The 19,066-nt window shown below is 67.4% G+C and carries 17 protein-coding genes; 9 read left to right on the top strand and 8 right to left on the bottom strand.

The features are described from left to right. Window positions 1–13 precede the first annotated feature (13 nt). Window positions 14–616 carry a DinB family protein gene (locus DLM85_RS02045; RefSeq protein WP_111476399.1) on the top strand — a complete coding sequence of 201 codons (603 nt, stop codon included), beginning with the start codon at window positions 14–16 and terminating at the stop codon, window positions 614–616. A gap of 97 nt (window positions 617–713) precedes the next feature. Here the strand turns inward: DLM85_RS02045 and DLM85_RS02040 are convergent, their stop codons facing one another. From DLM85_RS02040 to DLM85_RS02030, 3 genes are all read right to left on the bottom strand, one after another. After that, window positions 714–1,166, bottom strand: a complete 453-nt coding sequence (locus tag DLM85_RS02040; protein ID WP_111476398.1) for an acyl-CoA thioesterase — start codon at window positions 1,164–1,166, stop codon at window positions 714–716. 89 nt (window positions 1,167–1,255) lie between these two features. After that, a complete protein-coding gene (locus tag DLM85_RS02035) occupies window positions 1,256–1,981 on the bottom strand; it encodes a class I SAM-dependent methyltransferase (protein ID WP_243635844.1) in 726 nt (241 codons plus the stop codon). An 84-nt stretch (window positions 1,982–2,065) separates the two neighbouring features. Next, the gene (locus DLM85_RS02030) at window positions 2,066–2,515 is read right to left on the bottom strand and encodes a DMT family transporter (RefSeq protein WP_111476396.1); all 450 of its coding nucleotides are present in this window, start codon (window positions 2,513–2,515) and stop codon (window positions 2,066–2,068) included. 93 nt (window positions 2,516–2,608) lie between these two features. Here DLM85_RS02030 and DLM85_RS02025 point away from each other — a divergent pair, with 93 nt between their 5' ends. The 3 genes from DLM85_RS02025 (at window position 2,609) to DLM85_RS02015 (ending at window position 5,052) form a co-directional block, all read left to right on the top strand. Next, on the top strand, window positions 2,609–2,782 hold the full coding sequence (locus DLM85_RS02025; RefSeq protein ID WP_111476395.1) for a DUF2256 domain-containing protein: 174 nt from the start codon (window positions 2,609–2,611) through the stop codon (window positions 2,780–2,782). Between the two features lie 84 nt (window positions 2,783–2,866). Further along, window positions 2,867–3,259: a hypothetical protein gene (locus tag DLM85_RS02020; RefSeq protein WP_111476394.1), complete on the top strand. Its 393-nt coding sequence runs from the start codon at window positions 2,867–2,869 to the stop codon at window positions 3,257–3,259. An 86-nt stretch (window positions 3,260–3,345) separates the two neighbouring features. Continuing rightward, window positions 3,346–5,052: an AMP-binding protein gene (locus DLM85_RS02015; protein WP_111476393.1), complete on the top strand. Its 1,707-nt coding sequence runs from the start codon at window positions 3,346–3,348 to the stop codon at window positions 5,050–5,052. A 138-nt stretch (window positions 5,053–5,190) separates the two neighbouring features. On the opposite strand, the gene DLM85_RS02010 is transcribed toward DLM85_RS02015, so the two are convergent. Next, complete coding sequence (locus DLM85_RS02010) at window positions 5,191–7,065, bottom strand: CHRD domain-containing protein (protein WP_165821971.1); 1,875 nt, start codon at window positions 7,063–7,065, stop codon at window positions 5,191–5,193. A 175-nt stretch (window positions 7,066–7,240) separates the two neighbouring features. On the opposite strand from DLM85_RS02010, the gene DLM85_RS02005 reads away from it, so the two are divergent. Beyond that, the gene (locus DLM85_RS02005) at window positions 7,241–7,717 is read left to right on the top strand and encodes a nucleoside deaminase (RefSeq protein WP_111477473.1); all 477 of its coding nucleotides are present in this window, start codon (window positions 7,241–7,243) and stop codon (window positions 7,715–7,717) included. A gap of 212 nt (window positions 7,718–7,929) precedes the next feature. Here DLM85_RS02005 and DLM85_RS02000 read toward each other — a convergent pair whose 3' ends face one another. Next, the gene (locus DLM85_RS02000) at window positions 7,930–8,478 is read right to left on the bottom strand and encodes a hypothetical protein (RefSeq protein ID WP_133256843.1); all 549 of its coding nucleotides are present in this window, start codon (window positions 8,476–8,478) and stop codon (window positions 7,930–7,932) included. A 218-nt stretch (window positions 8,479–8,696) separates the two neighbouring features. Then, the gene (gene ffh / locus DLM85_RS01995) at window positions 8,697–10,037 is read right to left on the bottom strand and encodes a signal recognition particle protein (protein WP_111476390.1); all 1,341 of its coding nucleotides are present in this window, start codon (window positions 10,035–10,037) and stop codon (window positions 8,697–8,699) included. Between the two features lie 164 nt (window positions 10,038–10,201). On the opposite strand from ffh, the gene DLM85_RS01990 reads away from it, so the two are divergent. Further along, window positions 10,202–11,506 (top strand): glycosyltransferase family 4 protein, encoded by a 1,305-nt coding sequence (locus tag DLM85_RS01990; protein WP_243635843.1) that lies wholly within the window; start codon window positions 10,202–10,204, stop codon window positions 11,504–11,506. Window positions 11,507–11,626: 120 nt separating this feature from the next. Here the strand turns inward: DLM85_RS01990 and DLM85_RS01985 are convergent, their stop codons facing one another. After that, the gene (locus DLM85_RS01985) at window positions 11,627–13,513 is read right to left on the bottom strand and encodes a hypothetical protein (protein ID WP_111476389.1); all 1,887 of its coding nucleotides are present in this window, start codon (window positions 13,511–13,513) and stop codon (window positions 11,627–11,629) included. 170 nt (window positions 13,514–13,683) lie between these two features. Between DLM85_RS01985 and pseB the strand changes: the two genes are divergently transcribed. Further along, window positions 13,684–14,703 carry a UDP-N-acetylglucosamine 4,6-dehydratase (inverting) gene (pseB, locus tag DLM85_RS01980; RefSeq protein ID WP_111476388.1) on the top strand — a complete coding sequence of 340 codons (1,020 nt, stop codon included), beginning with the start codon at window positions 13,684–13,686 and terminating at the stop codon, window positions 14,701–14,703. Window positions 14,704–14,777: 74 nt separating this feature from the next. Here pseB and DLM85_RS01975 read toward each other — a convergent pair whose 3' ends face one another. Further along, entirely contained in the window at window positions 14,778–16,727 is a 1,950-nt protein-coding gene (locus tag DLM85_RS01975; RefSeq protein WP_133256842.1) for a T9SS type B sorting domain-containing protein, read from the bottom strand. Window positions 16,728–16,973: 246 nt separating this feature from the next. Between DLM85_RS01975 and pseC the strand changes: the two genes are divergently transcribed. Both pseC and DLM85_RS01965 read left to right on the top strand, forming a co-directional pair. After that, a complete protein-coding gene (gene pseC / locus DLM85_RS01970) occupies window positions 16,974–18,146 on the top strand; it encodes a UDP-4-amino-4,6-dideoxy-N-acetyl-beta-L-altrosamine transaminase (protein ID WP_111476386.1) in 1,173 nt (390 codons plus the stop codon). After that, window positions 18,143–19,045, top strand: a complete 903-nt coding sequence (locus tag DLM85_RS01965; RefSeq protein ID WP_111476385.1) for an aldo/keto reductase — start codon at window positions 18,143–18,145, stop codon at window positions 19,043–19,045. Before pseC ends, DLM85_RS01965 begins: the two co-directional genes overlap by 4 nt. The last annotated feature ends 21 nt before the right edge of the window (window positions 19,046–19,066 follow it).

Here is a 19,066-nt window from a genome sequence, read left to right as displayed (position 1 = left end):
CCGCTGCCTTCCCATGAATCACCGCCTGCACCTGCGCTTCGAGCAGCTCGAAAGTGCCACCGAACAACTCCTGCAAGCCGCCGCGCACCTGGGCGAGCGGGCCTACTCGGCCCCGGCCGCCGGGCAGTGGTCGGCCGCGCACGTGGTGCATCACCTGCTGGCCTCGGAAGTGGCCATCGGGCAGTACCTGCAGCAGAAGCTGCGCGAGCAGCAGCAGCAGTTGGGCCAGGCCACGCTCGGCATGAAGCTGCGCTCGACGCTGCTGCGGCTGGCCCTGCGTCTGCCGGGCCTGCGCTTCAAAGCCCCCTCGCGCGTGGCCGCCCTGACCCCGGCAGATGCCGCCGCCCTGCCCCCGCTGGCCGACATGCGCCAGCAATGGGCCGCCACCCGGCGGCAGCTGGAGCAGCTGCTCAACGAGTTTCCGAGCCGGCTGGCGCACCGGGCCATCTTCAAGCACCCGCGCGCCGGCATGCTCACCATCGAGCAGACGCTGGATTTCATGCTCGACCACGTGCTGCACCACCGCCAGCAGCTGGCGCGCATCACCCGGGCCCTGGGCGCCGCCCCGGCCGCGCCGCAGCCCGTGCGCAAGGGCCAGCAGGCCGCCACGAGCTGAACCCCGCGTCCCGTTTTGGCCCGCAGCCGGCTTCCCGCAAAGCCGCCCGGCCCGGCGTAAGCCAACCGCGCGCCGAATCTGCCGGGCCGGGGCGGGCCTATTCCGCCGGGGGGCGCCGCTCGATAGTGGCGTAGGTGCTGTGGCGCGCCAGCTGCCCCAGGGCCTCGGCCAGCTCGGCGGGCGGCACGGCCAGCTTGCGCTGGCGCAGATCCAGCCAGGCCCCGTCGACGGTGATGGTGGCCGACTCGCGCCCGTCCTGCTTATAGACGGTGTGCACGATGCGCCAGCGGCTGCCGTCGGCGCTCAGGCCGGCCAGCTGGGCATCGACGCGGATGGTTTCGTTCGGGCTGATTTCCTTCAGAAAGCGCGTGTCTTCGCGAAACAGAATGGGGCCGATGCCGAGCCGGGCAAACTGGGCCAGCGGAAAGCCCGCGTCGCTGAGGTAGTCGAGGCGCAGCTGGGCGGCGTAGTCGTTGTAGGCCGAGTGGCGCATGTGGCCGTTCGGGTCGAGGTCGGCCCAACGAATGGGGTAATGCTTGGCGTAGATCATGCAGCAGGGAATGGGGGCGCGGCCGGCCCGCGCCCGCCCGAAAGGCAGGTAACCGGCGCCGGGAGCAGATGTTTCGCCGGCCAGGGCGGCTAGTGGCGCGTGAGGCGCACCAGAAACTGCTGGTTTTCGTCCTCGTCGACAAACTCCACCTCGTAGCCGGCGGCTTCGGCGTAGTCCTGCACGATGGTGGGGTCGGCAAACAGCCAGTGGAACGCGGGGCCGGTCTGCTCCTGGTAGCTCATCTGGTAATCCACCTGCCCGTAGTACGGAGCGTTCAGGTCGAACACCAGGGCGCCGTCCTCGTCCTCGTAAAGGTAGCTGATGTCGGCCGAGGTGGCCAGAATCTGCCCACCGGGCACCAGCAGCGGGTGCGCCAGGGCCAGAAACCGCTCCAGCCCCTCCAGGGTGCCCACCACGCCCAGTCCATTCATAAGCATGAGCAGGGTGTCGTAGCGGGCCTCGTCGTGGCGGGTGCTCAGCTCAAACACGTCGTGGCAGGCCACTTCCTGCACGCCGCGCTGCTGCATCACCTGCGCCGCGCCCGGCGACACGTCGACGGCCTTCACCTGGAAGCCCCGGCTCTGCAGCTCCAGGGCGTGGGCCCCGGCCCCGGCCCCGAGGTCGAGTACGCGGCCGCGGCACTGGTCGAGGGCGGTGCGCTCCAGGGCGGGCATCTCCCAGAGCGTGCGAAAAAAATACTTGGCGGGCAGCGGCTCGTCCTCGGCCACGTTGCTGTGCACGGTGATGGTGGCGGCCGTCTGGCCGGCCACGTAGTCGAGCAGGGCGGCGCCGATGGGGTCGAAAGTGGAAGCCATGGGGGTTGTCAGTTGGTAGGGCCAGTGGGCGGGTCAAGCGCCGGCGGCCATGGTCAGGTCAGCCGGTGGTCCGGGGTTATCTGCTCAGAAGCGGCGGATCAGGACTACGCCGATGAGCAGCAAAAGTACGCCCGCGACGCGCCCCGGCGAGAGGCGCTGCATCGGCAGGCCGAACAGACCGAAATGATCAAAGAGCACCGACAGCACCAGCTGCCCGGCAATGAGCAGCCCGAAGGTGAGGGCCACGCCCAGGCGCGGCGTGAGCACCGTGACGGAGCCCACGTAGCAGGCCCCGATGACGCCGCCCAGCCACACCGTGGGCGACTGGCTGCGCACGGCTTCGGCGATGCTGCCCAGGCGCATGCCGGCGGCCAGGGCAATGACGAGCAGGGTGAGCGTGCCCACGGCAAACGAGGCCAGGGCCGCCACCACCGGGCCGTCGGTGGCGCGGGCCAGGCGCGTATTGAGCGCGGCCTGCACGGGCAGCAGCGCGCCCATGCTGACGGCCAGCAGCATCAGGAGTAAACGATTCATGCGGGTGGGGAAACGGAAAAAGCCCGCAAAGGTAGCCACAACGCGCCGCCCGGCCACCGAGTATAGGAATTACGCCCCCAGCCGCGCCTGCCCATGCCCGCCCCCCCCACTCCGCGCTACACCAAAGCCACGCTGCCCACCAAGATCTGCGCCACCTGCGGGCGGCCCTTCGCGTGGCGCCGGAAGTGGGCCCGCAGCTGGGACGAGGTGAAGTACTGCGGCGAGAAGTGCCAGCGCAACCGTCCCCGCCCCGACCCCGCGCCCTAGCCGCCCGACGGGGTGCTCCGGCCCCCGCTGTATCCTTCCACCGGCGCCTTCCGTTCAGTTACCGACCTCGTTTTTCTCTCAACTATGGCCTCCAACCTCGATTACCTCGACCCCAACCTGCTCCCGCTGGAGGAGAAAGTCACTGCCTACCTCGCCGCCGAGCAGGAGCTGCGCCAGCTGACCGTGGCCACCCGCTCGCACCAGGCCGAAACCGCCCTGCCCGCCCCCGACACCAGCCCCTTCGAGCAGCGGCCGCCCACCGGCAGCTTCGACCAGACCACCGACGAGCAAGCCCAGCAGCGCGACAACCTGCAAACCGCCCTGGACGCGCTGCGCCAGGAGGTGCTGGCCCTGCTGCCCACCCGCGACGAATGGGTAAAGGTGAACCTGGGCTACGGCCCCAGCCGCGTGGGCGCTTTCCGCGACGAAGCCAGCCCCGCCGACGCGCCCAACTACATCCTGCGAGTCGTACATTAACCCCCCGGGCCGCCCCCCCGCGGTGGGCGCGGCCGGCTTCGGGCGGCCGCGCCCTGTTTCGTTCTGCGCCTTCCCTTCCCGTTCGCATGAAAGCGTATTTCCAGCAGTTTCAGCAATTGGCCGCCGCCGGCCGCTACGACGAGCTGGCCCGGCTGCCCGTTCCCAAGCCGGAACTGTTCAACTGGACCGCCGACATCTTCGAGGGCCTGCACGCGGCCGCGCACCCCGACAAAGAGGCCCTGCGCCTGGTGGGCGACGAGGCCGGGCCGGTGGAAAGCTACCGCTACGCGGCGCTGAGCGCCCACGCCAACCGGCTGCTTAACTACTGGCGCCGGCGCGGCGTGCTGCCCGGGCAGGCCGTGCTGCTGATGGTGCCCGTGGTGGCCGAGCTGTGGTTTACCTACCTGGCCGGCATCAAGGGCGGGCAGGTGCTCGTGCCCACCGCCACCATCATGACGGTGGCCGATCTGCAGTACCGCTTCGGCCGCCTGCTGCCCGCCGTGGTCGTGGCCGATGCCGATAACGCCGCCAAAATCGACCAGGCCGAAGCCGCGCTGGATGTGCAGATACCGCTGAAAATGCTGGTGGGCCCGGGCGCGCGGCCGGGCTGGGTCGGTTTTGCCGAAACCCGGGAGCTGCCCGCCACGGCCGCGGCCGCCCCCACCCGCGCCGACGACCCGCTGTTCCTCTTTTTCACCTCGGGCACCACGGGCCTGCCCAAAGTCGTCACGCACACCCACTTCTCCTACCCCGTCGGGCACCTGAGCACGGCCGCCTGGATCGGCGTCGGCCCCGACGATTTGCACTGCAACATCTCGCAGGCGGGCTGGGCCAAGTTTGCCTGGAGCAGCTTTTTTGCCCCGCTAAGCGTGGGCGCCGCCCTGCTGGTGTACCGGCAGGGCGGCAAATTCGCGGCCCCGCCCCTGCTGCGGGCCCTGCAGCGCGAGGGCGTCAGCACCTTTTGCGCCCCGCCCACGGTGCTGCGCCTGCTCATCCTGGAAGACCTCACGGCCTACCGCTTCCGTTTCCGCGAGTGCGTCAGCGCCGGTGAGCCGCTCAACCCCGAAGTTATCGAGGCCTGGCAGCGCGGCACCGGCCAGCTGATCCGCGACGGGTACGGGCAGACGGAGAGCACCGCCATGGTGTATAACCTGCCCGGCAGCGCGGTGCGCTTCGGCTCCATGGGCCGCCCCTCGTTTATGTACGACATCGTCATTGCCGACGACGAGGGCCGGGAACTGCCCGCTCTGGCGGAAGGCCACATTGCGGTGCGCCTCGACCCGGCCCGGCCCAACGGCATCTTCAAGGAATATTTCGGCGAGCCGGAGCGCGCCACCACCGTGTTCCGCCACGGCCTCTACTACACCGGCGACAAAGCCTACCGCGACGCCGACGGCTACGTGTGGTTCGTGGGCCGCGACGACGACGTCATCAAATCTTCCGATTACCGCGTGGGCCCCTTCGAGGTGGAAAGCGCGCTGATTGACCACCCGGCCGTGGTGGAGGCGGCCGTAGTCGGCTCGCCGCACCCCATCAAGGGCCACGAAATCAAAGCTTTCGTCATTCTGCACCCCGATTCCTCGCCCTCCGAAGCCCTGGCTACCGAGCTGTTTGTCTTTGCCCGGCAGCAGCTGGCGCCCTACAAGATGCCGCGCATCCTGGAGTTTGTCGCGGAGCTGCCCAAGACCATCAGCGGCAAAATCCGGCGGGTGGAACTGCGGGCGCAGGAAGCGCAACTCCGCCAGCACGGCAGCCCCGCCCCGCGGCAGGAGTACTTCTATGCCAAGCCCTAAGCAGGCCTGAATCCGCGGCCAGGAGCAGCCCGTCAGCCCGTCCGGGCACCACGCAAATCGGCTAAAGTGTTAATTATCAGCAATAAAAAAAGGGCAGCTAACAGCCGCCCTCTTTTCCACAACCAAAACACCTAAAAACTATTCTTTCGCAAATTTAGTGACAATCTTCGTGCCAGAAACATTTATGGTGACAAAATATATTCCGGCCTTCAAGTCACTAACCCCAAGAGTCGGATTATTGGCTCCGGGTTGCATCCGCACGGTCTGCGAAAGAACTCGGCGGCCTAACACATCCGTCACCTGAATAGTGCCCGGCGCGGCAACCCGGCCTTCAAAAATTAGCTGCAACTGCTCGCGCACGGGATTGGGGAAGGCCGCCAACGACCCGGCCACCAGGGCCGCGGGCTCCGTAGCCAGCACCCGGCTCAGGTTGCGGGCCCCGCGAAACACCTGCCCGCGAATCTCCCCGCCGGGGTTGGTGGCCGTGTGCAGGTTCACGTACATGCTGTCCCGGCGGAACTGCTGGGAGCGGCGCAGATTAAAGGGCTGCGCGGCCGCGGCGGTCCAGAACCCGTTGGCCTCGAAGGGGTTGGTGGTGTTATTGAAGAACGGCGGTAGATTGAACACCACCGGGCCAGCCTGCCGAAACAGGCCGGTGTGGAAGTGGGCGTTGGTGGCCGGGCCGCTCAGCCCGCCCCACACCAGGGCGAAGTGGGCATTGGTCTGGTCGCGGTCGATGGAGACGAAGCCGGCGCCGTAGCCGCTGCTACTCACGGGGTTGGGCGCCTCCTGCTGGCCGTTCAGGACGAAGCTGTAGCCCTCGCGCGCCAACCGGTAAATCTGCCCACGAATTTCGCCGTTGGGGTTGGCGGCCGTGGTAAACACCACCGTGCCCCCGCCGCTGAGCAGCAGGTTGAGCCCGGCCGGCGTGAGCCCGCTCAGAAAGAAGCTCAGCAGGTTGCCCGACGTGGGCGTGAGGGCCGCCGAGGCAAACAGGGTGCTGGCGCTGATGGGCTGCCCGGCTTCGGCAGCGTGAAACTGGACGGCGGTGGGCGCGCCGCTCAGCCCCGTGTGCGCCACCACGATGCGGGCGGTGTCGAGCGTGGTGTTGAGGCGCAGCACGGCCACGGCGTGGCCGGCAGTGACGACGGCCGGCACCATCTGCGCCCCGGTGAGGCGCGCGTCGTGGGGCAGGGAGCGGACGGTGGGCAGCACCTGCCCGCGCACCTCGCCGCCGGGGTTATTGACCGTGTGCACGTTGAAGTAAATCTGCCCGGCGGCCAAGGCCGTGAGGAAGGCCGCAGTGGGCGTGATTTCGCCCTCGATGACGTTGCCGGTGCGGAAGGACTCCGTGCCGACGATTACCGGGCCGCTGACCCCAGCGGCCCCGGTGTGAAAGTGGCTGTTGGTGATGGCGCTGCCCAGACCCGCCACCACCACCTTGAACCGCAGCCGGGTCTGGTCCTGGCTTAGGTTGAAGGTGCCCAGGCCCGTGCCGCTGGTGGTGACGGCCGGCACTTCCTGGGCGCCGCTCAGGGTGGCCGCGTACTCCGCATCCGACTCCACTTCGATCTGCCCGCGGATTTCGCCGGCGGGGTTGGCGGCCGTGTGCACGTTGATGTAATACTCGCCGCGCAGGTACTTGCTGAGCTTGGCCCGGTCGATGTCGGCGCCGGTGAGGAAGCCCCGCAGGCGGTTGGCGGTGATGAACGGCAGCAGGTTGGTAACGACCGGGCCGGCCACGCCGCGGGCTCCGTCGTGTACGTGGGCCTGCGTGACGGGCCCGCTCAGGCCGTTGAAGGCCCCCGTGATAAACAGGGTGTCGCGGGTGGCGTTGAGCGTGAAGCTGGCCACGCCCCGGGCCGCCGTGGCAACGGCCGGCACCTCCTGGTCGCCGGTAAGCTGGGCGCCCAGCAGCAGGTGGGGGCGCAGGTGGTCGGCGCGGGCGACCAGGCTCAGCAGCAGCCCGGCGACCAGCCCGAACAGTCGCCCGAGAGTAGATGGTTGGTTCATAACGGAGGATGTTTGGTTGGGGAGGAAGAAAGGGGTTTGGTTGTGGGGCAGCCGAGCTGCTGCTTTGCGCAGTACCAGCCGGCCTGTTTTAAGTGCCAGTTTCAAACTCGGAGTCCGGGCGCGGATAGTTGCCCGTCGGCAGCGTATTTTTGCCGGTTCATTTCCCCTTTCTCCTATGGATTCCCCCAACCCCGACTTCATGCGCGAGGCCATCCGCCTCTCCGTCGAGCAGATGCAGGCCGGCCACGGTGGCCCCTTCGGCGCCGTTGTCGTCAAGGACGGCCGCATCATTGCCCGCGGCTACAACCAGGTCACCAGCACCAACGACCCCACCTGCCACGCCGAGGTCGACGCCATCCGCAAGGCCTGCCGGGAGCTGGGCACCTTCCAGCTCACCGACTGCGACCTGTACACCTCGTGCGAGCCGTGCCCGATGTGCCTCGGCGCCATCTACTGGGCCCGCCCGCGCCGCGTGTTTTACGGCAACACCAAGCAGGACGCGGCCGCCATCGGCTTCGACGACCAGTTTATCTACGACGAAATCGAGAAGCCCCTGGCCGAGCGCAGCATTCCCATGCAGCAGTTGCTGCGCGACGAAGCGCTGGAAGGTTTCGGCGCCTGGGAGCAGCAGGAAGGCAAGACGGAGTACTAAGTACGGATTCGTCCGGATTTTTCGGATTGCACGGATTGTAGCTCCGCTAACCTTCGGTTGTGGAAGACTAACGCCCAGGGTGGTGCCACGACGCCAAAAGTCGTGGCACCACTACGTTTACGCCGCGCCGTTCTGATGGCTGAAATTACTTGTAGCTTAAAAAAGTGGTGCCACGGCTTTGAGCCGTGGCACCACTCCTATTATATGGCCTTCTATAGCGGCCGTGCGCCATCGGTGAAGAAGCCAAACGTCTTGACCAGCTGCCACGCGGGCCGGGCGGCGTGCTCGTTTTCCGGGGTGGCTTCCTCCAGCCGCTTGCGGTAGATGCGCAGCTGGTGGCCTTCCGCTGTGGCGTAATAATGGTAGCCGGCCCCGGCGTTGTAGGTCTGGAACAGGATGACGGCCGTTTTGGGCACGCCCATGCGCGGGCCCTGGTCCCGGTCGAGCACCGAGGGCTCGGTGTCCTGGGCCACCAGCACGCTGTCGGGCCGTTGGCTCGGGTAGAGGTAGATGTTGAACTGCGGCGCATCGGCGTTGGGCTGCCCCAGCGGAAACGCTTTCAGCCGGAAAGTCTGGCCGCCCAACGCCACGGGCTGGCCCTGGGCAGCTGGCCGGGCAGCAGTATCCGCGGCTGGCGCGGCGGCAGAAGCAGTAGAATCAGCCGGCGGCGCAGTCGTGGCGGTTTGCTCAGCGGGGCCGTTGCAGCCACCCAGCAGGCTCAGCAGACACAATCCGGGCAGTATTCGGGGGAGAAAAATCATCGGCAGACAAGACTGGTACCCGTCCGCAAACGCCGTCTGGTACGCCAGGGTTAGCTCAACCGTTGCGCAGGCCTTGGCTTCCGCCGGTAAAAAAACGGGCGCCCCGGCTGCTAGCCGGGGCGCCCGTTAATCGTCTACAACCGAAGGTCAGCGGAGCTACAATCCGTGCAATCCGAACGAATCCGCAACAAACGAAGTTCGGCGTAGCCAATCCGTGATTAGCGGCGCATGCCCATCATCTTGGCCATCTGGGCCATGCCGCCCTTGGTCTGGCTCATCTTGTTCATGGTGCGCATCATCTTGCGCATCTCGTCGAACTGCTTCATCAGGTTGTTGACCTGCTGAATGCCCTGGCCCGAGCCGGCGGCCAGGCGCTTGCGGCGGCTGCCGTTGATGATGTCCGGGTTGGCGCGCTCCTGCGGAGTCATGCTCTTGATAATGGCCTCAATCGGCTTGAAGGCGTCGTCGTCGATTTCCACGTCCTTCATGGCCTTGCCCATGCCCGGAATCATGCCGACGAGGTCCTTCAGGTTGCCCATCTTCTTGATCTGGTCCAGCTGCGAGAGGAAGTCGTCGAAGTTGAACTGGTTCTTCCGGATCTTGGCGTTGATGCGCTTGGCCTCGTCCTCGTCGAACTGCTGCTGGGCGCGCTCTACCAGGCTGATAACGTCGCCCATGCCCAGGATGCGCTGGGCCATGCGGTCGGGGTAGAACAAGTCCAGCGCCTCCATCTTCTCGCCCGTCGAGATGAACTTGATGGGCTTCTCGACCACGGCCCGGATGCTCAGGGCCGCGCCGCCGCGGGAGTCGCCGTCGAGCTTGGTGAGCACCACGCCGTCGAAGTTGATGCGCTCATTGAAGGCCTTGGCGGTGTTCACCGCGTCCTGACCGGTCATGGAGTCCACCACGAACAGGGTCTCCGACGGGTTGATGGCCCGCTTCACCTGCTCGATTTCGCGCATCATCTGCTCGTCCACGGCCAGGCGGCCGGCGGTGTCGATGATGACGACCTTTTTGTTGTTTTTGCGGGCGTACTCAATGGCGTTCTGCGAAATCTGAACGGGGTTCTTGTTCTCGACTTCGGCGTACACCTCCACCCCGATCTGCTCCCCGAGCACCTTCAGCTGGTCGATAGCGGCCGGGCGGTACACGTCGCAGGCCACCAGCAGCACGGTGCGGTTCTGCTTTTTGATGAAGGCGGCCAGCTTGCCGGCGAAGGTGGTTTTGCCCGAGCCCTGCAGGCCCGAGAGCAGCACCACGGCCGGGTCGCCCTTGATCTGGATGTCCTTTTTCTCGCCGCCCATCAGCTCGGTCAGCTCGTCGTAGACGATTTTGACCATCAGCTGGCCCGGCGACACCGCGGTCAGGACTTCGCGGCCCATGGCCTCGTCCTTGATCTTGTCGGTGACTTCCTTGGCCACCTTGTAGTTCACGTCGGCGTCCACCAGCGCGCGGCGGATTTCCTTAACCGTCGAGGCGACGTTGATTTCGGTGATGCTGCCCTGGCCTTTGAGGGTTTTGAAGGCGCGGTCGAGCTTGGTAGATAAATTATCAAACATGGGTCGGGAGTAGCAAAGAGCTGCTTCGGGCGAAAAAGTGCAGGCTGGGAAGCCGCGCCCCAAGCGCGGGGCCGGAGCACCAGGCACAAAAATAGCCACAAAACCATGAAAGCCGGTTCTGCGCTTTACTTTCGCCCTCCCGTAACATTAAAAACCACCCCGCCGTGCCCGCCCCGCTTCGTTTGCTGGTCATCACCTACTACTGGCCGCCTTCGGGCGGGGCCGGGGTGCAGCGCTGCCTGAAGTGGGTGAAGCACCTGCCCGCGCTGGGCGTCGAACCGACGGTCATCACCGTGGACCCGGCCCAGGCGGCGTATCCGGTGCTGGACTACTCGCTGGAGGCCGACGTGCCGCCGGGCGTGCGGGTGCTGCGCACGGGCACGCGGGAGCCGTTCGGGGCCTACCAGAAGCTCACCAACCGGCCCATTCCGCACGGCGGCTTTGCCAACGAAGGCCGGCCCTCGGTGGCGCAGCGGGTGGCGCGCTTCGTGCGCGGCAACGTGTTTTTGCCCGACCCGCGCCGGGGCTGGAATAGCTTCGTGCTGAAGCAAGTAGCGGCCTTGGTGGCCGCCGGCGAGCAGTTCGACGCGGTGCTGACCTCCTCGCCGCCGCACTCCACCCAGCTCATCGGCCTGGCCCTGAAAAAGCGTTACGGCTGGCGCTGGCTGGCCGATCTGCGCGACCCGTGGACCGACATCTACTACACCCAGACCCTGATGCGCACCGCCGTGGCCCGCTGGCTGGATCAGCGCTACGAGCGGCAGGTGCTGGAAGCCGCCGACGTGGTCATTACCACCAGCCCCGACACGGGCCGGCTGCTGCAGGGCAAGGGCACCGGGCTGCACTCGGATAAGTTCGCGGTGTTGCCCAACGGCTACGACGAAGCCGATTTTCAGCATCCCTCGCTCCCACCCGCTGATACGCTGCTGCTTACCTACGTGGGCACCATCACCGGGCAGTACCACGTCGGGCCGTTCTTGGCGGAAGTAGCGGCCTGCGCGGTCCGGCACCCGCAGGTGCCGCTGCGCCTGCGCTTCGTGGGGCGCGTGGCCAAGGAAGTGGCGCAGCAGCTGGCCGATGCGGGCCTGCTGGAGCGCACCGAGCTGGTGGAATTCGTGCCGCACGACGAGGCCGTGGGCTACATGCTGCGCAGCACCGCGCTGCTGCTCGGCATTCCCGATGTGCCGCACAACCGCGGCATTCTGCCGGGCAAGGTGTTCGAGTACCTGGCCGCCAACAAGCCCGTCATCTGCATCGGCCCCACCGGCTCCGACGCGGCCCACATCCTGGACGAAACCAGCGCCGGGCAGAACTTCGACTACGAAGACCGGGACGCTATGCGCGCCTACCTCGACCAGCTGGTGGCCAGCTGGCAGCAGAACCCGAACCAGGACCTGCCCGCCTTCAGCAGCGCCCGCTACTCCCGCCGCGGCCTGACCGAGCGGCTGGTGGAGCTGATTCGGAGATAGGCTGTAGCGCGAACTTTCCGTTCGCGTAATCTTGAACGAAGCCGTCAAACGGCAATCGGACGGACGTCAGCTACGATACGCGAACTAAACGTTCGCGCTACAACCACTGTCCGCTGCGCGCTACTGCGTCAGCCGGTCCCACACCTTGCGCACGGGCTTGGGCAGAGCGTCCAGCAGGGCGGCCCGCAGCTGCCCCACAGTGGAGCGTTTCAGCTGCCGACCCTGCCACTGCGCCAGCTCGGCGGCCAGCTTCTCGGCCAGGGCTTTGTATAAAGGCCGCTGGTAGTGGCGCAGGTTGTTGGTCACGTCGGCGCGGGTGCGCACCACCTCGCGCACGTCGACCACCAGCACGTTGGGCGTGCGGGCGGCGAAGTCGAGCAGGGCGGCGTTCATTTGCTGATGGCGCTGTACGGCCCCGGGTTCGGGCGAGCCGGGCACCTCTATTTCGGCGCCGGTGAGCAGGATGAGCGGCACCGCGGCGGGCAGCTGCTGGCGCAGCCACTGCAGATTCTCCTGAAACCGCTCGGGCGTGAGCGGGCCGGCGTAGCTGAATTCCTCGCGGAAGCGGCGCAGCCAGGCTTCATCCATGCCGCGAAACTTGCGCTGGGCGTAGCGCCGGGCCTGTTCGGCGGGGTCCGCCTGGGTCAGGTCCTGGTAGCCGCCGAAGGGAATCAGCAGGCCGGTGGCGTTTTCGCGGTACAGGTCCTGGGTGTAGTCCATCAGCGGACTGTAGACCACCGCGTCGTAGCCGGGGCCGGGCTGCCAGAGCCGGGGCTGAAAGGCTTCGCGGTCGAGGAAGGGCAGCGCGTCGGCCAGGCGGTGCTGCTCGGTGGCGGGCAGCGTGTGGCTCAGGCGCAGCAGCTCGGTGTGCTCGGTGTGCACCGGCACCTGGTGGTCGTTCACGTAGTTGAAGTCCTCCGTCACGTCGACCTGGTAGGTCTGCAGGTAGGGCGTGAGCTGGCCCAGGTCGCAGCCGCCTTTGAGCAGGATGCGCAGGCGGCCTTTGTCGGCACCCGGCGGCAGGGCGGCGGCTTCGCGGCCCTGCGCGGCTTCGGCCGGGGTTTCCAGCGTAATCCAGTCGGGCTGCTCGGTCTGGTTGAGCGGGGTGGCCACGTCGCCCTGCACGTCGAGCTTCGGGAAACCCAGGTGCGCGTACGTCCATTGCTCCACGCCCAGGTGCAGGATGCGGCAGCTGAAGGTAAACTGCTCCAGCTCGTTGGTGAAGGTGTTCAGGGCGTACACACCCACCAGGCCGTAGTCGCCGAACCGGTCGCGCACGCGCACGGTGCCCCAGCGCAGGCGCGTGGCCTCCAAGCGGGCTTCCAGCTGCTGCAGCACCACGCGCTTCTTGGTGTAGTTCAGCTGGTTGGAGCGGTTGATCAGCTCCTCGATGCGGTTGAAGTCGGGCCACACGGCGTCTTTGCCCTCGCGCAGCTCCACCCGCACCTGGGCGTCGCGCAGGAAGGCCAGGTTGTCGCCCTGGTAGTCGGCGCGGGCCTGCTGCTGGCGCTCCAAGAGGCGGTACTGCTCCAGGCGGGCGTACGTGGGGTCGGGCTTGCCGAGGGCCAGCAGCGCGGGCGCGAGACGCGGCAGCTCGGCGGGGTCGGCTACCTGCAGCCGGGGGTTGTAGTGCAGGGCTTCGGCCCGGTTGATGGGGTTGTCGTCGAGGAACAGCGCGTTGGGGGCGCGCAGCTGCATATCCTCCAGCAGCTGCTTGATGATCGGACCCTTGGGCTGCCAGCTCACTCGCAGGAACACGAACAGGTCGCGCACGCCCAGCTCCTGGAGCTTGGCTTCGGCCGGGGCCAGGTCGTTTTTGCTGACCACGGCGTGGATGATGCCGCGGGCCGCCGTGGCGCGCACCAGCTCCACGTTGTCGGCAATGGCTTCGATTTCGCCTTCCGAGAGCGTGCCGCGCCAAAACGTGTCGTCCAGGTCCCAGATGATGAGCTTGACGGGGTTTTCAGTTGACAGTTGGAAGTTGTCAGTAGTCAGATCGGGCGCCATCTGGGTTTAGCTAGTTATCAGTTGTCAGTTGCGAGTTGTCAGGCTGTTCAGGTCAGTATGCACTAACAACTCGCAACTGACAACTAACAACTATAAACTGTGGTGCAAAGATTGCCTACTTTTGCGCCCTTGCCGCCGCCCACCCCGCCGGCCGGCACTGCGTAATTCACATGGCCCTCGACCTCAACCATAAATCCATCCTGGTAACCGGCGGCACCGGTTCGTTCGGCAAGCAGTTCGTGCAAACGGTGCTCGACCAATTTCCGCAGATTCGGCGCCTCGTCGTGTTTTCGCGCGACGAGCTGAAGCAGTACGAAATGGCCCAGCACTTCCCCACCGAGAAGTACCCGGCCATGCGCTACTTCATCGGCGACGTGCGCGACGCGGAGCGCATGAAGCGCGCCTGCGAGGGCATCGACATCATCGTGCACGCCGCGGCCCTCAAGCAGGTGCCCGCCGCCGAGTACAACCCGATGGAGTGCATCAAGACCAACATCTTCGGGGCCGAAAACGTGATTAACGCCGCCCTGGACTGCGGCGTGAAGGACGTGGTGGCCCTGAGCACCGACAAAGCCGCCGCCCCCATCAACCTGTACGGCGCCACCAAGCTCTGCTCCGACAAGCTGTTTGTGGCCGCCAACAACATGAAAGGCGCCCGCGACCTGCGCTTCTCGGTGGTGCGCTACGGCAACGTTATCGGCTCGCGCGGCTCGGTGGTGCCCTTCTTCCTGCAGCAGCGCCACAAGGGCGTGCTGCCCATCACCCACCCCGACATGACGCGCTTCAACATCTCGCTGGAAGAGGGCGTCGACCTGGTGCTGTACGCGCTGGAGCACGCCTGGGGCGGCGAGATTTTCGTGCCGAAGATTGCCTCCTACAAAATCACCGAGCTGGCCACGGCCATCGGGCCCGAGTGCCAGCAGGAAATCGTGGGCATCCGGCCCGGCGAGAAGCTGCACGAGGAAATGATTACCGAAACCGACGCGCTGAGCACCGTGGAGCTGGACCGCTACTACGTGATTCTGCCCGCCACGCCGCCGTGGAGCCTCGACAAGTTCATCGAGCACTTCGGCGGGCAGCGCGTGCCGCTGGGCTTCCACTACGACTCGGCCAACAACACCGAGTGGCTGAGCGCCGAGCAGCTGCGCGAGGAAATCCGCGTACACGTCGACCCGGCGTTCCAGGCGTAAGCGCCGCTTTGCCAATCCACGAAAAAAGCCCGGCTGTGCAGAACAGCCGGGCTTTTTTCGTGGATTGGCAGTTATCAGCGTACCACTTCCACCGTGCCCTTGAGTCGCTGGCCGGTGCGCCGGTTGATGAGCTCGTAGAAGTAGGTACCGGCGGGCTGGGCGGCGCCGTCCCAGTCGTTGGCGTAGGCCTCGGCCTGGTACACGAGACGGCCCCAGCGCGAGAAGACGCGGCAGCGCCACTCGGCCGCGTTCATGCCCTTGAGCACAAACGCGTCGTTTTGCCGGTCGCCGTTGGGTGTGATGACGTTGGGCACCAGCGTGCGGCAGGGCTCCCCGCCCACCACCACCGTGTCGCGGGCGGTGCAGCCGGCGGGCGTGCGCAGCTCCAGCCAGTAGGTGCCCGGCGCGGTGACGCGCAAGGCCGCCGCGGTGCTGCCGTCTTGCCAGCGGTAGGTGGTGCCGGCGGGCTGCGCGCCGGGGAGCAGCAGCACTTCACTGGTGGCGCACAACGAAGTATCGGGGCCGAGCTGGACGCGCAGGGCGGGCTCGGCCGTGAAGGCAAGCGTGGCCGTGGCCTGGGGCCGGCGGTGGCGCAGCAGCTGCACCGTGGCCGTGTACTGGCCCGGGGCGTAGGTGTAGGTGAGCGAGGCCGTGGTGGTCTGGCGCACCTGCCCGTCGCCGAGCTGCCAGAGCAGCGTGTCGCCGAGCACGCCCAGCGCGGTGCCGCTCACCGTGAGCGTGCGCGTCAGGCCCGGGCAGGGCAGCGAGGCCAGCCGCAAAGAGGGATAAAACACGTCGTTGGGCAGCAGGGGCAGGTTCAGCTGCGCCACGCGCCCCGCCAGCGGCCGGCCGTCGACGGTGTACTCGCACAGGCCGCCGCGCTGGTTGGGCTGGCGAATGACGTCGAGCCGCCGGCCGTTGTTGACGGCGGCGTAAATCAGCCCGTCGGGGCCGCGCTGCAGGCCGCGCACGAAGCGGCTGACCAGCCCGCGCTGCTGCGACTGGGGCGTGCTGTACACCACCAGGCCCGACTGCGCCACGCTGGTCACCACCGGCTGCAGGAAATACTGCACCACGAACACGTTGGGGCGCTGGTCGATTTCGGCGCGCGAGTCGGGCTGCACCAGCGACGTGTAGAGAAAGCGGCCGTCGGGCGAAAAAGCGGCGCCGTAGTGGTAGGGGTTCATGTCGGTGCGCAGCGCGGTGGGCGGAATTTCCAGCCGCACGGGGTTGCTCAGGCGGCCGGTGGCCGGGTCGAAGTTCAGCAGCTCGGTGGCGGCGGTGGCGTAGGTGTAGGCCAGGCGCCGGCCATCGAGCGTGACGGCCATGCTCCCCCCGCCCGCGAACGGAATGACCCCGCTGAAGCCGATGGTGCGGCCCACGGCGCTGACCACGTACTGACTGCCGGGGGCCACGCCGGCGCGCAGCAGCACGCTCACGAAGACGTTGGCGTAGTACAGGTGCGTGACCAGCCAATAGTCGCGGCCGTTGGCGTGGCGCACCAGGGCCATTTCTTCGGCCATGCCGGTGGTGCCAAAGCGCTGCAGCAGGGTATCGGGCAATACGCGCCCGCGCTTGCTGACGACGCTTCCCAGCCCGCCGGCCGCCGCCATGTCCACCTCGGCCAGCAGCAGGCCGTTGCGGGGCTGGTTTTCGAGGGCGTCGAGGGTGAAGACGTAGTAGCGGCCGGGCTGGCCGGGCTTGGCCACGATGGCGCAGCCCTGGGCGGCCCGGTGGCTGCCGCCCAGGGCCTGACCGTTGCTCATGGGCTGGTGCTGGCGGTTCCAGAGCTGCTCGCCGTTGCCGTAGAACAGCAGGCCGCCCTGCTCGTCGCAGACGGTGGCGCTGGCCTCCTCCGACTGCAGCTGGCTGTCGGTGAGGGCGCGCACGGAATCGGCGCCGAAGTAGAGGCCGGCGCGCTGGCCGAAGTCCCAGCGGGCGTAGACGCCCTGCGCCCGGGCGGGGGCCAGCAGCCCCAGACCCAGCAAAGCCAGTATCAGCCAGCGGCGTAAGGATTGGATCATAAAATTGACAAATAGGTACAGTCTGGCCCGCAACCGCAAGAATTGGGCAACTCTTGCCCGCCGGCTGGCCGACCGCGGGCCCTGTCGGCACGGCCGGCTTGTAATCAAGGGCTTAAAATTACGCAGCCCGGCGCCGTATTCCACCGCTGCGCGGGCCGCCGGCCAAGCGCCCAGTGCGGGACCCGGCGGAAGTTAGCGGCGGCCGGGCTGGGCCCAAGCCTTTCGCCGCGTATTTTTGGCGTTACTATGTCCGCCTTCACTCCGACCCGCCCCATCCCCTACGGCCGCCAGCACATCACCGACGCCGACGTGCAGGCCGTTATCAGCACGCTGCACTCCGATTTTCTGACCCAGGGGCCGCAGGTGGCCGAGTTTGAGCGCCGCTTCGCCCAGTACATCGGCGCGGAGTACGCCGTGGCGGTGAGCAACGGCACGGCGGCCCTGCACCTGTGCGCGCTGGCCCTGGGCGTGCAGCCGGGGCAGCGCGTTATCACCACGCCCATCACCTTCGCCGCCTCGGCCAACTGCGTGCGCTACTGCGGCGGCGAGGTGCACTTCGTCGACATCGACCCCGCCACGGCCCTGATCGACCTGCAGGCCGTGCGGCGCCTGCTCGAAAGCCACCCGCGGGGGCACTTTCACGGCCTGATTCCGGTGGATTTCGCCGGCCTGCCCGTGGATCTGCAGCTGGCCCGGCAGCTGGCCGACGAGTTCGGGCTCTGGCTGATCGAAGACGCCTGCCACGCCCCCGGCGGCTTCTTCACCGACGCGGAGGGCCGGGCGCAGCGCTGCGGCAACGGGCAGCTGGCCGAGCTGGCCATCTTCTCGTTTCACCCCGTCAAGCACATTGCCACCGGTGAAGGCGGCATGATTACCACCAACCGCCGCGACCTGTACGAGCAGTTGCTGCTGCTGCGCACCCACGGCATCACCCGCGACCCGGGCCGCCTGCAGCACCCCGACGAGGGCGGCTGGTACTACGAAATGCAGGAGCTGGGCTACAACTACCGCATGCCCGACATGCTCTGCGCCCTGGGCCTGACCCAGCTGGCGCGGGCCGACGAGGGCCTGGCCCGCCGCCGGCAGCTGGCCCGGCAGTACGACGCGGCTTTTGCCGAGGTATCGGGCGTGACGCCGCTGGCCGGCGCCGCGGGCCACGCCTACCACCTCTACGTCATCCAGGTACAGGACCGGCGCGGGCTCTACGACTTTCTGCGCAGCAAGCAGATTTTCGCGCAGGTGCACTACATCCCGGTGCACACCATGCCCTACTACCAGCAGCTGGGCTGGCAGCCCGGCGACTTTCCGGCGGCCGAGGCCTACTACGCCCGCTGCCTGAGCTTGCCCATGTTTCCCAGCCTCCGCGACGAGGAGCAGCAGTACGTCATCGACTGCGTGCGCGAGTTTGTGGGCCAATGACGGCGGCGGAATTCCGGCAGAAGCTAGCCCTGGGCACGGCGCAGTTTGGCCTGGCCTACGGCATCAACAACACCCACGGCCGCCCCGCCGACGCCACCGTGGCCGCCGTGCTGGCCGAAGCCCGCACGGCCGGCCTGACGCTGCTCGACACGGCCGCGGCCTACGGCGACAGTGAGGCGCGCCTGGGCCAGTGGCTGAGCGAGCAGGCGGAAGCGTCGTTCGGGGTAGTGACCAAAGTAGCCGCGGCCGCGCCGGCGGTGGTGCGCAGCGCCGTGCAGGCCAGCCTGGCCCGGCTGCAGCTGCCGCAGGTGTACGGGGTGCTCTTCCACGATTTCAACGCGTTGCAGCAGCAGCCCGCCGCCTGGCAAGGCCTGCAGGCCAGCCGCGCCGCCGGTCTGACCGCGCGCATCGGCATCTCGCTCTACCACCCCTGGCAGGCCCAGTGGCTGCTCGACCGCCGCGGCTGGGACGTGGACCTGCTGCAGGTGCCCTACAACGTGCTCGACCAGCGCTTCGCGACGGTGCTGCCCGCGCTGGCGGCCCGGGGTGTGGAAGTACACGTGCGCTCGGCGTTTCTGCAGGGCCTGCTACTCCGCCCGCTGGACGCGCTGCCGACGTATTTCGAGCCGCTGCGGCCCCGGCTGACGCAGCTACGCACGCTGACCGCCGAAGCGGGTATTCCGCTGGAAGCCACCCTGCTGCTCTTCGCCGCCACGGCGCCGGGCGTGAGCCGGGTGGTTATCGGCGTCGATACGGCGGCCAACCTGCGGGCCAACGTGGCGGCGGCACAGTACCTGACGCCCTTCAGCGCGCTGCGGCCGTCCCTGGCCGGGCTGCTGGAAACCCGGGAGGAACTACTCCTGCCCTACCGCTGGCCCAAAACCCACGCGGCCGACTAACGGGCTTGCCGCATGAAACGG

The sequence above is a fragment of the Hymenobacter edaphi genome, assembly GCF_003258365.1.
GTDB classification, from domain to species: domain Bacteria; phylum Bacteroidota; class Bacteroidia; order Cytophagales; family Hymenobacteraceae; genus Solirubrum; species Solirubrum edaphi.
Note: the sequence above shows the minus strand (reverse complement) of the source record. Positions and strands in the feature narration are given on the sequence as shown.